We start from the raw sequence: 14,052 nt of genomic DNA, 5'->3' as shown, positions 1-14,052 counted from the left end.
GCTCAATCGTAAACAATGCTGGCCATGCCTTGATGGGCTTGGGCGGTCCAACTGGCCAAGGCCCCATCGCTGGGGAAGAATCGGGCGGCCTCACCGAGTTCGATGTCGGCCTGCGCCCGCTCGCGCAGCAAGCGCAAGCGCACCGGCAAGGCGCGCAAAAATTCGCCCTCATCGGTGATCACTTTTTGCGGCGGGTGATCGCGAAGCAATCGATCGATGTCGGGCTCCTTGCCGTTGACCACCACGCGCAGGTATTTGCCAAAACGACAGCGCGCCTGTGGCAAGCCCCAGACCTGCTGCACATTCAAGCGCAAGCCGCCCGAGAAGCGATCGGGTTGCACCTTGGTCAACACCACGATGAACTCGTCGTCCTTCACCCATTGGCGGCTGGCCTGGTACAGGGTGTCGTCCATGCTGGCCTCCATGACGGCTGACTTGTCATCGAGCTTGAACAAGGCCACCTTGCCGCGCTGGCCATTGATGGTGCGAAAGTCGCTGACGATGCCGCACAAGATTTGCGGCTCGCGGCTGTCGCTGACTTCATCCATGCGGCGTTTGACAAATTGGCGCACCTCGGCCTGCACTTCGTCAAACAAGTGGCCCGACAAAAAGAAACCCAGGGCCACCTTTTCTTCGCTCAAGCGCTGTTTGACGCCCCAAGGGGTGACGGCCACCATGTCAGGCTCACGGGTGCTAGAGCCCAGCGCTTGCGAGTCCGCGCTGTCAAACAAGCCGCCTTGGTGGGCATTGGCTTGCACGCTGGCGGCAAAGTCAAAGGCGCGGTCAATGCTGGCCACCAAGCTGGCGCGGTTCAGATCGAGGTCGTCAAATGCGCCGGCTTTGATCAAGGCCTCGACGCTGCGCTTGTTCACACGGGTGCGGTCGATGCGCACACAAAAATCAAACAAGCTGGTGAAGTCGCCACCGGCTTGGCGTGCCGCCACGATGGCCTCGATGGCTTGCTGGCCGGTACCGCGCACCGCCCCCAAGCCATAACGGATCACCGTGTTGGAGACGGGCTCAAACCGATGTCCACCGCGGTTGATGTGCGGTGGCTCAAAGTTCAGGCCCATCTTGACGGCGTCTTCAAACAACACCTTGAGTTTGTCGGTGTTGTCCATCTCCACCGTCATGTTGGCGCAGAAAAACTCCACCGTGTGGTGCACCTTGAGCCAGGCCGTGTGATAGGCCAACAGCGAATAGGCGGCGGCATGCGACTTGTTGAAGCCGTAGCCCGCAAAGCTCTCCATCAGGTCGAAAATTTCGTTGGCTTTGGGCTCGACAATGCCGTTTTTGGCCGCACCGTCGGCAAAGATTTGGCGATGCTGGGCCATTTCTTCGGCCTTTTTCTTGCCCATGGCACGGCGCAACAAATCGGCGCCGCCCAGGGAGTAACCGCCCAATATTTGCGCGGTCTGCATCACCTGCTCTTGGTAGACCATGATGCCGTAGGTTTCGCTCAGCACCGCCTCAACCAGGGGGTGGGGATAGGCCACCTCCTCGCGCCCATGCTTGCGCGCCACAAAGCTGGGGATCAGGTCCATCGGGCCCGGCCGGTACAAGGCGTTCAGGGCAATCAAATCCTCCAAACGCGTGGGGCGTGCGTCGCGCAGCATGCCTTGCATGCCGCGGCTTTCAAACTGGAACACGGCCTCGGTTTTGCCATCCGAAAACAGCTTGTAGGTGGCGGCATCATTCAGCGCAATGTCTTCATAAGCGAAGTCGCTCTTGGCCGGGTTACGCTGCACGATCATGCTGCGCGCCAGCTCCAAAATGGTCAGCGTGGCCAGGCCCAAAAAGTCAAACTTCACCAAGCCAGCGGCCTCAACATCGTCTTTGTCAAACTGCGACACCGCGGCTTGGCTGCCGGGTTGTTGGTAGAGGGGGCAAAAGTCGGTCAATTGGCCGGGCGCAATCAACACCCCACCCGCGTGCATGCCCACGTTGCGGGTCAAGCCCTCGAGTTTTTGGGCCAAGGCCAACAAGGTTTTGACCTCGTCTTCCTTGGCCAAGCGCTCGGCCAAAACCGGCTCAACCTCGAGCGCACCGGCGATGGTGATGTGCTGCCCGGGCTTGTTGGGGATGAGCTTGGAGATGCCATCGCAAAATGTGTAACTCATGTCCAGCACCCGCCCCACGTCGCGGATGGCGGCGCGCGCGGCCATGGTGCCAAAGGTGGCGATTTGGCTCACCGCATCGCGCCCATATTTGTCCTTGACGTAGTCGATCACCCGGTCTCGGTTGAGTTGGCAAAAGTCAATATCAAAGTCGGGCATGGACACCCGGTCGGGATTCAAAAAACGCTCAAACAGCAGTTTGTATTGCAGCGGGTCCAAGTCGGTGATGTTGAGCGCATAGGCCACCAAAGAGCCAGCCCCAGAGCCACGCCCCGGCCCCACCGGGCAGCCATTGTTTTTGGCCCAGTTGATGAAGTCGCTCACGATCAAAAAGTAGCCTGGAAACCCCATCTTGACGATGGTGGCGATTTCAAAGGCCAAGCGCTCGTCATAGGGCGCGCGTTGGCTTTGGCGCTGGGCCGGGTCCGGAAACAAGCGCTCCAGCCGGGCCTGCAAGCCGCTCTCCGAGGCCTGGCGGAAATACGCCTCTTCGGCCATGCCATTCGGTGTGGGGTAAACGGGCAAGCGGGGTTTGCCCAAATCGAGGGTGATGCTGCAGCGTTTGGCGATTTCCACCGCATTGGCCAAGGCCGAGGGCACATCGGCAAAGGCCTCTTTCATTTGGGCGCTGGACTTGAAATACTGCTCGCGGGTGAAGCGGCGCACCCGGCGCTGGTTGCCCAAAATTTCACCTTCGGAAATGCACACCCGTGCCTCGTGGGCCTCGTGGTCATCGGGCTGCAAATACTGCACCGCATGGGTGGCCACCACCGGCAGCTTCAAGCGGGCGGCCAGTTGCACCGCTTCGCGCACATGCAACTCATCATCCGGGCGGCCACAGCGTTGCAATTCCAAATAAAAGCGATGCGGAAAAACTGCCGCCCATTGCAAGGCCATGTCGCTGGCGCGCTGGCGGTCGCCTTGCACCAAGGCTTGGCCCACGTCGCCCATTTGCGCGCCCGACAAAGCCAACAAGCCCGCTGAACGCTCTTGCAACCAAGCCAGGCGCATCACCGACTGGCCCTTGATGGGTTCGTGGGTCCACGCCCGGGAGAGCAATTCACACAGGTTCAAATAGCCTTGTTGGTTTTGCACCAAGAGCAGCAAGCGGGCCAAAGGTGCGTCTTCGCGCCCCGTGGCTTGCACCCAGACGTCAGCACCGATCAATGGCTTGACGCCTTTGGCCTGCGCCGCCTTGTAAAACTTGATGGCGCCAAACAAATTGTTCAAATCGGTGATGGCCAACGCGGGTTGGCCATCGGCGGCAGCGGCCTGCACCACATCATCGACGCGGTTGGTCCCGTCGACGATGGAAAACTCGGTGTGCAAACGCAGATGAACAAACATGCGGGCATTGTAGGTAAGGCCCCAAGAGCAGTTTGCCCTCCTGCGCGGGCCATGGCCCGGCGAGGTCCAGTGGGCGACACCCGCCTGAACACGCACACCCCGACCCGCCGGTCACCCGGTCTCCCTAAAATGGTCCGGTGAATCCCATCTTGAACATATCCGCTTATTTATTCACGCCCCTGGCGGCGCCCGAGGTTTGGCGTGAGCGGTGTCGCGACCAAGCAGATGCCCGGCAACTCAAAGGCACCATCTTGCTGGCCCCCGAAGGCATCAATTTGTTTCTGGCTGGCCCTGAAGCGCCAGTGGACGGTTTCATGCAATGGTTGCGGGCGCAAGAGGGCATGGCGGGCTTGGGCGGCAAAAGAAGCTGGTCCGCCGAGCAACCGTTTGGCAAGCTGCTGGTCAAGGTCAAGCGCGAAATCATCCGCATGAACCACCCCACCATCGCGCCAGCTGAAGGGCGAGCCCCTGCGGTTTCACCCACCGACTTGCAGCGCTGGCTGGCCCAGGGGCATGACGACCAAGGCCAAGCGGTGGTGATGCTCGACACCCGCAATGCCTTTGAAGTGGGCCATGGCAAATTTGCCGGCGCCCTGGACTGGGGCTTGGAGAAATTCAGCGAGTTTCCGCAGGCCGCTCAAGACCACTTGGGCGAGCTGCATGGCAAAACCGTGGTCAGCTATTGCACCGGCGGCATCCGCTGTGAAAAAGCCGCCATTTACCTGCGCGAGCTGGGCCTGCCCGATGTGTACCAACTCGACGGCGGCATCTTGCAATACTTTGAAGACACTGGTGGCGCCCATTTTGAAGGCGACTGCTTTGTGTTCGACGAGCGCGTCGCCCTGGCACCCGACCTGAGTGCCAAGCACGGTTGAGTGCGCCAGGCGTGTAGAAATGCCCGCCCACCCAGTCGGTGAGCGGGCATTGCTGAGGACTTAAGGACTTAAGGACTTAAGGACTTAAGGGCTTAAGCGATCAAGCGCCCATGCGCTGGGCCAAAAGACGCACACGCTCGCCATAGGCCTTGGCGGTGTCCAAATCACCTTGGGGGATGTCGGCCGCTGGGCTGGTGGGACCGACTTGCGCCATCACACCAGAATTGGAGCCAATGCGGTTGATGTTGCCGTCGTTCATCGCGGGTTGGCCGACCCACACCATGCCGTGCTGCATGGCCAGTGTGATGAAGTACTGGATGGTCGACAACTTGTCACCGCTGGGGCTGCCAGAAATGGTGAAGCCACCGGCCACTTTGTCCTTCCAAGCGCCGCTGAACCAACGCTTGGAGCTGGCATCGGCGAATTTTTTAAATTGCCAAGACACCATGCCCATGTAGGTGGGCGAGCCAAACACAATCGCGTCGGCCGCATCCAGTGCGGCCCAATCGGCCTCGCTGATGTTGCCGTCGGCATCGATGGCGATGAGCTGGGCCTGAGCCCCATCGGCCACAAATTGCGCCACGCGCTGGGCATGGCCGTAGCCGGAGTGGTAAATCACTGCTGTCGTCGTCATGGTCTATCTCTCTTTCAAAGTTACAAAGTTATCTGCACCAGGCAGGTTTTCAAATCAGCAGCCAAAACAGCACTGCACAGCACCGGGCCAGTTGCCCTAAACGGCACCCAACCCCAGTTCCATCACCGTAGTCCGCTGGCAGGCCCGTTCATTGCCTGCCACCGCCACGGTCAGTGCCCGCAAGGCACCGCATCCAAATCAAGCTTGCAAATCAAACACCAACACTTCGGCGCTTTCAGCATGGTCGATGACCAAGCCGCTTTCGCCTTGCATCAGCAAAGCGTCGCCGCAGGCCAGGGCTTGTCCATTGGCCTGCACGCTGCCGCGCAACACCTGCACATACGCTTTGCGCGCCGGATCCAACACCATGTGGGCGCTTTGACCGGCTTCAAAACAACCGGCGTACATGCGCGCATCGGCATGAACTTTCACCGAACCCTGGGCTGCATCGGGCGAGGCCACCAAGCGAAGCGCGCCGGCTTTTTCTGCCGGGGCAAAGGTTTTTTGTTCGTAGCTGGGCGGGATGCCGCGCTGCGACGGCAAGATCCAAATTTGTAAAAAGTGCGTTTCGCCGTTGGGTTCGTGGTTGAACTCGGAATGGCTAACACCCGTGCCCGCGCTCATGCGCTGCACATCGCCTGGGGGAATGCCTTTGACATTGCCCATGTTGTCTTGGTGCGCCAAGTTGCCCGACAGCACATAGCTGATGATTTCCATGTCTTGGTGGCCATGGGTGCCAAAACCGGTGCCCGGCGCGATGCGGTCTTCATTGACCACCCGCAAATTGCCCCAACCCATGAATTGCGGGTCTTGGTAACCCGCAAACGAGAAACTGTGAAACGACTTCAACCAACCGTGGTCGGCATAGCCTCTTTCGTGTGATCGTCGAACCATTTGCATGTTTGTTTACTCCAGTGAGGTGTACTGTAAAAGCAGTCAATGGGGCTGTGGTTGATCGAAATTGATGGCATCATTCAAATAATTTGATTGATAAGGGCTTTTCCATGCTGACGCCACGCCAGGTATTGACCCCCGAGGGTTTGGCCATGCTCCAAAGCATTGACCAGTTGGGCAGCTTTGCCGCCGCAGCGCGCGCCATGGGCCTGGTGCCCAGTGCCTTGAGCTACCGGGTGCGCCAAATGGAGGAAGCGCTGGACGTGCTGTTGTTCACCCGCGCCGCCCGCCAAGCGCGGTTGACCGCCGCAGGGCGAGAGTTGCTGCAAGAAGGCCAACGCCTGTTGGCCGAAATGGACAGCATTGCGCAACGCGTCAAACGCCTGGCCACCGGTTGGGAGAGCCAATTCACCGTCGCTTACGACAGCATCATCGACCCATCGGTGGTGATGGACCTGTGCGCGGCGTTTTACGCCGACAACCCACCCACCCGGCTGCGCTTGCGCCATGAAACCTTGAGCGGCACGCTGCACAGCCTCAGCTCGGGTCAAGCCGACTTGGCCATTGGCGTGGACATGCAACTTAGCCCGGCCTTGGGTTTGCGGTTTGCCGAATTGGGGTCCTTGGTGCAGTTTGCCTTTTGTGTGGCCCCCCAACACCCCTTGGCGCGCAGCCCCCAGCCCTTGAGCGATGCCAGCATCCAAGCGCACCGCGCCGTGGCCGTGGCCGACACTGTGCCGCAAGGCCAAGGGGTGACCATTGGTTTGCTGCCAGGCCAAGACGTGTTCACCGTGCCCAGCATGGCGCTCAAACGGGACGCCCAATTGCGCGGCCTGGGCGTGGGCTTTTTGCCCGAACCCCTGGCCAGACCGCACATTGAAGGCGGGCACTTGGTGGCCTGCGAGGTGCAACGCCCCCAGCGCAGCGGCAAGCTGGGCTATGCCTGGCGCGAAGCCCCCGGCGAAGCGGCAGAAACCGCTGACAAACGCGCTTTGCAATGGTGGCTGAAAGCCTTGGCGCAGCCCCAAACCCGACATGCTTTGTTGGGGCAATCGAGCACAACCACGCACTCTTCATCGGTGTAGAGTCGGGCCATGGCAGCACAACACATTGCAATCGTGGGCGCAGGCATGGCGGGTATCACCGCCGCCCGCACCTTGGCACAAGCCGGGCACCAGGTCATGGTGTTTGACAAAAGCTCGGGCGCAGGTGGTCGCATGGCCACCCGGCGCAGCCCCTTTGGCGGCTTTGACCACGGCGCTCAGTACTTCACCGTGCGCGACCCGCGCATGGCCTTGGCCTTACAAACCGTGCCCGACAGCCTGACCCACTGCCGCCCCTGGAGCGCCAACGCGGTACGCGTGCTCGACCCGTCTGGCCGGTTGGTGGAAGCCGCCCGCCCCGGACCGGAAGCCCATTGGGTGGGCGTGCCCGGCATGAGCGCACTGGTCAAGCACTGGGCGCAACCCCTGGCTGACGCAGGCCAATTACAACTGGGCCACACGGTTCAATCCCTGCAAGCCGACCCGCGCAAAGCCAGCCGCTGGTCTGTCCACGGCATCGACGCCGACGGTCATGCTTGGCAGCAAGGCGGCTTTGACAGCGTGCTGCTGGCCATGCCTGCGGCGCAATGTGCTCAACTGCTGCAAGCCAGCCCCGGGCGTGGCGCGGCCAGTGGCTTGATTGCCCCCACCCTCACCGTGCAAACGGCCCCCTGCTGGACCTTGATGCTGGCCTACCCCCAGGCCAGCCAACCCGGCCTGACCCACCTGGGCCCGCAATGGAATGCCGCCCGCAGCACCCACCACCGCATTGCCTGGCTGGCGCGCGAATCGTCCAAACCAGGGCGCAGCAGCATCGAACGCTGGACGGTGCAAGCCAGTGCCGAATGGTCCATGGAGCACCTCAATGATGACGCCGAGCGGGTGCAAAACAAGCTGCAACGCGCATTTGCGGAATTGACCGGCATCCACACCGCGCCCAGCCACGCCCAAGCCCATTTGTGGCGTTATGCCAAAACCACCCACCCTTTGGGTCAGCCCTATCAATGGGACAGCGCCACGGGTTTGGGCACCTGCGGCGACTGGCACATCGGCCACCGGGTGGAAGACGCCTTCGTCTCTGGCCTCGAATTGGGGCTGCGCCTGTGCGGTAAATGAAACCGTACCGGGGCCGGTTTGCGCCCTCGCCCACCGGTCCCTTGCACGCGGGCTCTTTGGTGGCGGCCCTGGCCAGCTGGCTTGACGCCAAAGCCCACCACGGGCAATGGTGGGTGCGCATCGAAGACACCGATGGCCCGCGCTGCCCACCGGGCACAGACCAACTCATCTTGCAGCAACTGGCCCAGTGCCACCTGCACCCCGACGCGCCCGTGCAATGGCAATCGCGCCGAACCCATTTGTACCAAGCGGCCCTGGACCAATTGCAAATCGGCGGTCACATCTACCCCTGCACATGCTCGCGCAAAGACATTGCCGCCGCCTTGACCGCACAGGGTTGGGCCGCCCAGCGCCACGCTGCGGCACCCTACCCCGGCACCTGCCGGCACCAACCGCACTCCGCCCCACAACTCACTCAAGGGCCACATGCCTGGCGCTTTCGTGTGCCCAGCGGTGACTGGCATTGGCACGACCGGTGCCTGGGCGCGCAATCGCAAGACCTGGCCCTCAGCGTGGGCGATGTGGTGCTGCGCCGGGCCGATGGCCTGTGGGCCTACCAACTCGCGGTGGTGGTCGACGATGCCGAGCAAGGCATCACCCATGTGGTGCGCGGCCAAGACCTGGCCGACAACACCCCACGCCAAATGGCCTTGCAACAAGCCCTGGGGCTGGCCACACCGATCTATATGCATACGCCCTTGGTGCTGGGCACCGATGGCGAAAAACTCTCGAAACAAAACGGCGCTCAAGCCTTGGACACCCACGACCCCCTGGCTTGTTTGCAGGCCGCGGCCACCGTCTTGGGTTTATCAGCGCACCCCGGGCCGGTGGCCGAGGCCTTGGGTTCTTGGGTCCAACAGTGGTCCTTGGTGCATGGCGTGGGTGGCAGCGATCAACAGGCACCATCAAAGAACGTGGGGGCACAGGGTCTAAACCCCATCGACCCTTGAAAGCCTGACCCAGATTCACACTTTCGGTTCATGCTGACGCCGACCATAGAATCGATCGCTTGATGAACCCCAGTACCTCACCCCCAGCGCCCGGCCCGAGCGCTCCTGAACCCGCAGCGAAGGCCACCCCCACGCACATGCACAGCGGGGAAGGTCTGCACCAAGACAAGCCTTTTTTGCGCACCATCAAAACCTTTGTCACCCGCGCGGGTCGCGCCACCAGTGGTCAACTCAGGGCCATCGAAGACCTGGGGCCGCGCTTTGTGCTCCCCTATGCGCCTGAAGCGATCGACCTGGCGGCGGCATTTGGGCCTGAGCGGGCATCAGCGCCGTTGATTTTGGAGATTGGTTTTGGCATGGGCGAGGCCACGGCGCACATCGCCCGGGTTCGGCCCCAGGATAATTTTTTATGCTGCGAGGTGCACGAAGCGGGCGTGGGCGCTTTGCTCAAGCGCATGCAAGAGCCGCCCATCGACAACATCCGCATCGTGCAACACGACGCGCTCGAGGTGATCGAGCACAACCTGGCGCCCGCCAGCCTGGACGGCATCCACATCTTCTTTCCCGACCCGTGGCACAAACTGCGCCACCACAAGCGCCGCCTCATCCAACCCGCCTATGTGTCTCGGCTGATGCAACGCCTCAAACCTGGTGGCTATGTGCATTGCGCCACCGACTGGCAGCCCTATGCCCAACAAATGCTGGCCGTGCTCGGTGCCGAAACTGGCTTGAAAAACACCAGCACCCAGGCCGATGGTTATGCCATCAAGCCCGATTACCGGCCCCTCACCAAATTTGAAAATCGCGGCATCAAATTGGGTCACGGGGTGTGGGACTTGGTGTTCAAGCGGGCATGACCCCTTCCACGCCCAAGCCAGCGCCAGACCAGACACCCCCTGCGGTCAGCTTTGGCCAAGCCTTTGCCTTTTGGCTCAAGCTGGGCTTCATCAGCTTTGGAGGGCCGGCGGGTCAAATTGCCATCATGCACCAGGAGTTGGTGGAGCGCCGACGCTGGTTGTCAGAGCAGCGTTTTTTGCATGCGCTCAACTACTGCATGGTGCTGCCCGGCCCGGAGGCGCAACAACTCGCCACCTATATCGGTTGGCTGATGCACAAAACCTGGGGCGGCATCGTGGCCGGGGTCTTGTTTGTGCTGCCTTCGCTGCTGATCTTGATCGGCTTGTCTTGGGTCTACATTGCTTTTGGCGAACAGCCCATCGTGGCGGGCTTGTTTTTCGGCATCAAACCCGCGGTGGTGGCGATCGTGGTTCAAGCCACCCACCGCATTGGCTCACGCGCCCTGAAAAACAACTGGCTGTGGGGCATCGCCGCTGCATCTTTCCTGGCAATTTTTGCGCTCAATGTGCCCTTTCCCGCCATCGTCGCGGCAGCTGCCGTGATTGGCTATCTGGGCGGCCGGTTGGCGCCAAGTGCGTTCCAGTCAAGGGGAGGACACGGCGCTGCTCAAAAGTCATACGGCCCCGCGCTGATGGACGATCACACACCCACGCCCGAACACGCCCAATTTCGCTGGCGCAGGCTGATGCACATCGGGTTGGTGGGTGGCGTTTTGTGGGCGCTGCCCATGGCTTTGTTGACCGTTGTCCATGGCTGGGACCACACCCTGACCCAAATGGCTTGGTTTTTCACCAAAGCCGCGCTGCTGACCTTTGGCGGCGCGTATGCCGTGTTGCCTTACGTGTACCAAGGTGCTGTGGCTGATTTCGGCTGGCTCACCCCGACCCAAATGATGGATGGTTTGGCCTTGGGCGAAACCACCCCAGGCCCGCTGATCATGGTGGTGGCCTTCGTCGGCTTTGTGGGGGCTTATGCCAAAGCGGCGTTGGGGCCTGATGCGCTGTTTTTGGCCGGCGCTGTGGCGGCGTGTGTGGTGACGTGGTTCACCTTTTTGCCGTCTTTTTTGTTTATTTTGGCGGGTGGCCCCATGGTGGAGAGCAGCCACCACGAGATCCAATTCACCGCGCCACTGACCGCCATCACCGCCGCCGTGGTGGGGGTGATCCTGAATTTGGCCTTGTTTTTTGGTCACCACGTGCTGTGGCCCATGGGGTTTTCAGGCCCTTTTGACGGCACATCAGCGGCCTTGGCCATGGTTGCTGCCATCGCGCTGTTTCGCTTCCAGCGAAGCGTGATTCAAGTGATCGTGGGTTGTGCCGTGCTGGGGTTACTGGCCAAGACCCTCTTGGCTTGAAGAGGGTTCAGCTCCCAGCGAGCGGCCATCGGCCATCACCTCACCCCCATGCACTTTCGGGTCGTAGGCCTTGAGTTTCTGAGCCAGCGACATATTGGGTTTGCCACCCACCCGAACCCAAAAACCTTCGGACACCACTTTCCGGGTCACAGGGTTGCCTTGCGCCACGTCCGACGCCTTGGCCAAAGGTTTGGTGAGGCGCACGGCCAGCCTCCGCTCAAGCCGCGCGTTTTTGCCGCGCTGCCAACAGGCGCTCGGGGGTGAAGGGCACGCTGCGCAAGCGCACACCCGTCGCGTCAAAGATGGCGTTGCCCAGGGCGGCAAATATGGGGGACGCCGTGGCCTCACCCGCCCCCACAGCCCGCACCGTGGGGCGATCGATCAGCTCAATGTCGATGGCGCTGGGCAGGTCTGAAAAGCGCAAGATGGGGTAGCTGACCCAGTCCACACTGGTGATTTCGCGCCGGGTGGTTTGCACCTCTTCCATCAAGGCACGGCTCAGGGTTTGGATCACATTGCCCTCGATTTGATTGCGCACGCCGTCGGGGTTGACCACCATGCCGCAATCATGGGCCACGCAGACGCGCTCAACCTTCACCCGACCGGTTTTGTCGTCCACCCGCACCTGCATGCTCACCGCCACATAAGCGGCGTTGTTGTCGTATTGCACGAAGGCCACGCCTCGGCCCACGCCGTTGCTGCGACCGCCACTGGGGCGCTTGTCCCAGCCAGCGCGTTTTTCGACCGCGCGCAAGACTGCAATGGCGCGCTCGTCTTTCAGGTGGCGCACCCGGAAATCGATCGCATCGGCCCCAGCCAACACCGCCATCTCGTCGATGAAGGATTCGTTGGCAAAGGTGTTTTGGGGCGAGCCCAAACCGCGCAAAGACGATGAGCGCAGCGGCGACTGGGTGAGCAAGTTGAGCACCACCCGGCTGTTGTCAAAGGCATAGGTGGGCTTGGCATTGCGGTCGGCACCGGCTTGCAAAAAACGCGCGGGCATGCCCAGGGCTTCACCGGCCAGCACATTGCCGGCCATGTCATAAAAGGGCCGCAAGGCGTGGTTGGGGCTCCACACCGCGTAGTCCCAGCCCATGATTTGCCCATTGGCGTCCAGACCCGCTTTGACCGTCATGGCCATGGCGGCGCCCTTGGGCTCCCATTGGTGCTCTTCGCGGCGCATCCATTGCACCCGCACCGGCTTGCCCACCAGCTGCGACAACAAAGCGGCGTCACCCGACACATCGTCTGAACCATTTTGGCCGTAGCAGCCCGATCCTTCGGTCCAAATCAAACGCACCTGCGCGGGCTTCATGCCCAACATGGTGGCCAAGCTGCCCCGGGTGAGAAAGGATGTTTGCGTGGCCGACCAGACGGTGGCCTTGTCGGCGCGCACATCGGCCACTGCGCATGAGGGACCGATCGAGGCGTGCAGCTGAAACGGCACAAAGTAATCGGCCTGATGGGTTTTGGCCGCTTGGGCCATGGTGTCGGCACCCCGACCGGTGCGCTGCAATTCCCGCGCGGTTGATGGGGTGCTGCGCAAGCGCTGCGGAACCTCTTGTGGGGTGGGCAAGGGCTCGGCCGCACTCCAAAGCACCTTGACCGCTTGGGCGGCTTGAATGGCCATGTCTTCGGTGTCGGCGACCACTGCCAAAAAGTTACCCTTGCGCACCACTTTGGGTGCACCGGCCATGGTCTTCAGGGCGCTGTCGTCGATTTGCAAGGCAGTGGCGCCAGGCATGTCCGGGCGAATGATACGCCCATGCAGCATGCCAGGCACGCGCACATGCTGCACATATTCATGCGTTCCGCAGACCTTGGCCGGAATTTCCACGCGGGGCACCGATTGGCCAATTTGCTTGAACTGCGCTGGGGTTTTCAAGGTGGCTTTGCCGCTGATGGCACGCCCCAAAGCAGGGCCTTGGGCCAACTCGCCGTAACTGACGCTGGCACCAGAGGGGGCTCTGGCCACACCTTGAGCGGTTTGGATTTGATCGGCCGGTACGCCCAAGCGCTGGGCTGCGCGCTCGACCAAAGCCAGGCGTGCCTCGGCAGCGGCTTGGCGCACCTGGGGGCCAGCGAGCATGATGGTCAAGCTGCCAAAAGTGCCGATTTGATCCGGGCACAAATCGGTGTCACCCATGACCAACTGGATGCTGGAAACCGCCACATCCAGCTCTTCGGCAATCATTTGGGCCAAAGCGGTGCGCACACCGGTGCCCAACTCGACCTTGCCGGTGTGAAAAGTGACCAGGCCGTTGGGCGCGATCTTGAGCCAAGCGTCGACTTGGGCAAAACGGGGGTCAGCGGCTTGCTGGGCCAGCACCGGTGACAAGCTGAGGCTGAAGCCGACCACCACGCCGGCCGAAGATTGGAGGAATGCGCGCCGTTTCATGCTGCCACCCCCGCTGCTTTGCGCACCGCCGAAATGATGCGCATGTGGGTGCCGCAACGGCACAAGTTGGCGTCGAGCGCGGCCTTGATTTGGTCGTCGCTGGGCTTGGGGGTTTTCTTCAAAAAAGCCACCGTGGTCATCACCATGCCGTTGATGCAGTAACCGCACTGGGCGGCTTGGGCGTCAATAAACGCTTTTTGCACCGGGTGGGGTTTATCGGGTGTGCCCAATCCCTCCAAGGTGGTCACCTCGCCGCGCACCGCCCCCACCGGCATGACGCAAGAGCGCATCGCTTGGCCATTGATGTGCACGGTGCACGCACCGCATTGGCCCAGGCCACAACCGTATTTGGGGCCTTTGAGCAACAACTCGTTTTGCAACACGTGCAACAAAGGGGTTTTCGAATCGGCCTGCACTTTGTGCGGTTGGCCATTGACCTGAATGGTGGACATGAACGCTCCTGGGG

At 61.5% G+C, this 14,052-nt stretch carries 12 protein-coding genes; 6 read left to right on the top strand and 6 right to left on the bottom strand.

All coding sequences use genetic code 11. From position 1 onward, the window contains the following. Positions 1–2: 2 nt before the first annotated feature. Positions 3–3,464 (bottom strand): DNA polymerase III subunit alpha, encoded by a 3,462-nt coding sequence (gene dnaE, locus AC8GFZ_RS02435; protein ID WP_506641993.1) that lies wholly within the window; start codon positions 3,462–3,464, stop codon positions 3–5. Between the two features lie 137 nt (positions 3,465–3,601). Between dnaE and AC8GFZ_RS02430 the strand changes: the two genes are divergently transcribed. Beyond that, the gene (locus AC8GFZ_RS02430) at positions 3,602–4,339 is read left to right on the top strand and encodes a sulfurtransferase (protein ID WP_506641991.1); all 738 of its coding nucleotides are present in this window, start codon (positions 3,602–3,604) and stop codon (positions 4,337–4,339) included. Between the two features lie 100 nt (positions 4,340–4,439). Here AC8GFZ_RS02430 and AC8GFZ_RS02425 read toward each other — a convergent pair whose 3' ends face one another. After that, entirely contained in the window at positions 4,440–4,973 is a 534-nt protein-coding gene (locus tag AC8GFZ_RS02425; protein ID WP_506641989.1) for a flavodoxin family protein, read from the bottom strand. Between the two features lie 198 nt (positions 4,974–5,171). Further along, on the bottom strand, positions 5,172–5,873 hold the full coding sequence (locus AC8GFZ_RS02420) for a pirin family protein (protein WP_506641987.1): 702 nt from the start codon (positions 5,871–5,873) through the stop codon (positions 5,172–5,174). A gap of 104 nt (positions 5,874–5,977) precedes the next feature. On the opposite strand from AC8GFZ_RS02420, the gene AC8GFZ_RS02415 reads away from it, so the two are divergent. The 5 genes from AC8GFZ_RS02415 (at position 5,978) to chrA (ending at position 11,188) form a co-directional block, all read left to right on the top strand. Continuing rightward, positions 5,978–6,952, top strand: coding sequence for a LysR family transcriptional regulator (locus AC8GFZ_RS02415; protein WP_506641985.1), 975 nt, complete (start codon positions 5,978–5,980; stop codon positions 6,950–6,952). A gap of 9 nt (positions 6,953–6,961) precedes the next feature. After that, the gene (locus AC8GFZ_RS02410) at positions 6,962–8,026 is read left to right on the top strand and encodes an NAD(P)/FAD-dependent oxidoreductase (protein WP_506641983.1); all 1,065 of its coding nucleotides are present in this window, start codon (positions 6,962–6,964) and stop codon (positions 8,024–8,026) included. Continuing rightward, positions 8,023–8,976: a tRNA glutamyl-Q(34) synthetase GluQRS gene (gluQRS, locus tag AC8GFZ_RS02405; protein ID WP_506641981.1), complete on the top strand. Its 954-nt coding sequence runs from the start codon at positions 8,023–8,025 to the stop codon at positions 8,974–8,976. Before AC8GFZ_RS02410 ends, gluQRS begins: the two co-directional genes overlap by 4 nt. Before the next feature lie 62 nt (positions 8,977–9,038). Then, complete coding sequence (trmB, locus tag AC8GFZ_RS02400) at positions 9,039–9,833, top strand: tRNA (guanosine(46)-N7)-methyltransferase TrmB (RefSeq protein ID WP_506641979.1); 795 nt, start codon at positions 9,039–9,041, stop codon at positions 9,831–9,833. Further along, on the top strand, positions 9,830–11,188 hold the full coding sequence (gene chrA / locus AC8GFZ_RS02395) for a chromate efflux transporter (RefSeq protein WP_506641977.1): 1,359 nt from the start codon (positions 9,830–9,832) through the stop codon (positions 11,186–11,188). The genes trmB and chrA overlap by 4 nt, the downstream gene beginning before the upstream one ends. Here the strand turns inward: chrA and AC8GFZ_RS02390 are convergent. Genes AC8GFZ_RS02390 through AC8GFZ_RS02380 form a run of 3 tightly spaced genes read right to left on the bottom strand, consistent with a single transcriptional unit; the run spans position 11,162 to position 14,038 of the window. Continuing rightward, positions 11,162–11,392 (bottom strand): AbrB/MazE/SpoVT family DNA-binding domain-containing protein, encoded by a 231-nt coding sequence (locus AC8GFZ_RS02390; RefSeq protein WP_506641975.1) that lies wholly within the window; start codon positions 11,390–11,392, stop codon positions 11,162–11,164. The genes chrA and AC8GFZ_RS02390 overlap by 27 nt on opposite strands. 13 nt (positions 11,393–11,405) lie before the next feature. Then, a complete protein-coding gene (locus AC8GFZ_RS02385) occupies positions 11,406–13,586 on the bottom strand; it encodes a xanthine dehydrogenase family protein molybdopterin-binding subunit (protein WP_506641973.1) in 2,181 nt (726 codons plus the stop codon). After that, positions 13,583–14,038, bottom strand: a complete 456-nt coding sequence (locus AC8GFZ_RS02380; protein ID WP_506641971.1) for a (2Fe-2S)-binding protein — start codon at positions 14,036–14,038, stop codon at positions 13,583–13,585. Before AC8GFZ_RS02380 ends, AC8GFZ_RS02385 begins: the two co-directional genes overlap by 4 nt. Between the last annotated feature and the right edge of the window lie 14 nt (positions 14,039–14,052).

This window comes from Limnohabitans rimovensis (SeqCode), from assembly GCF_965234775.1.
Lineage (GTDB): Bacteria > Pseudomonadota > Gammaproteobacteria > Burkholderiales > Burkholderiaceae_C > Limnohabitans > Limnohabitans rimovensis.
Note: the sequence above shows the minus strand (reverse complement) of the source record. Positions and strands in the feature narration are given on the sequence as shown.

Bases quoted from the DNA above. Each gene is read 5' to 3' on its own strand.
- dnaE (WP_506641993.1), bottom strand. From the start codon at position 3,464: ATGTTTGTTCATCTGCGTTTGCACACCGAGTTTTCCATCGTCGACGGG.
- AC8GFZ_RS02425 (WP_506641989.1), bottom strand. From the start codon at position 4,973: ATGACGACGACAGCAGTGATTTACCACTCCGGCTACGGCCATGCCCAG.
- AC8GFZ_RS02420 (WP_506641987.1), bottom strand. From the start codon at position 5,873: ATGCAAATGGTTCGACGATCACACGAAAGAGGCTATGCCGACCACGGT.
- AC8GFZ_RS02415 (WP_506641985.1), top strand. From the start codon at position 5,978: ATGCTGACGCCACGCCAGGTATTGACCCCCGAGGGTTTGGCCATGCTC.
- AC8GFZ_RS02410 (WP_506641983.1), top strand. From the start codon at position 6,962: ATGGCAGCACAACACATTGCAATCGTGGGCGCAGGCATGGCGGGTATC.
- gluQRS (WP_506641981.1), top strand. From the start codon at position 8,023: ATGAAACCGTACCGGGGCCGGTTTGCGCCCTCGCCCACCGGTCCCTTG.
- trmB (WP_506641979.1), top strand. From the start codon at position 9,039: ATGAACCCCAGTACCTCACCCCCAGCGCCCGGCCCGAGCGCTCCTGAA.
- chrA (WP_506641977.1), top strand. From the start codon at position 9,830: ATGACCCCTTCCACGCCCAAGCCAGCGCCAGACCAGACACCCCCTGCG.
- AC8GFZ_RS02385 (WP_506641973.1), bottom strand. From the start codon at position 13,586: ATGAAACGGCGCGCATTCCTCCAATCTTCGGCCGGCGTGGTGGTCGGC.
- AC8GFZ_RS02380 (WP_506641971.1), bottom strand. From the start codon at position 14,038: ATGTCCACCATTCAGGTCAATGGCCAACCGCACAAAGTGCAGGCCGAT.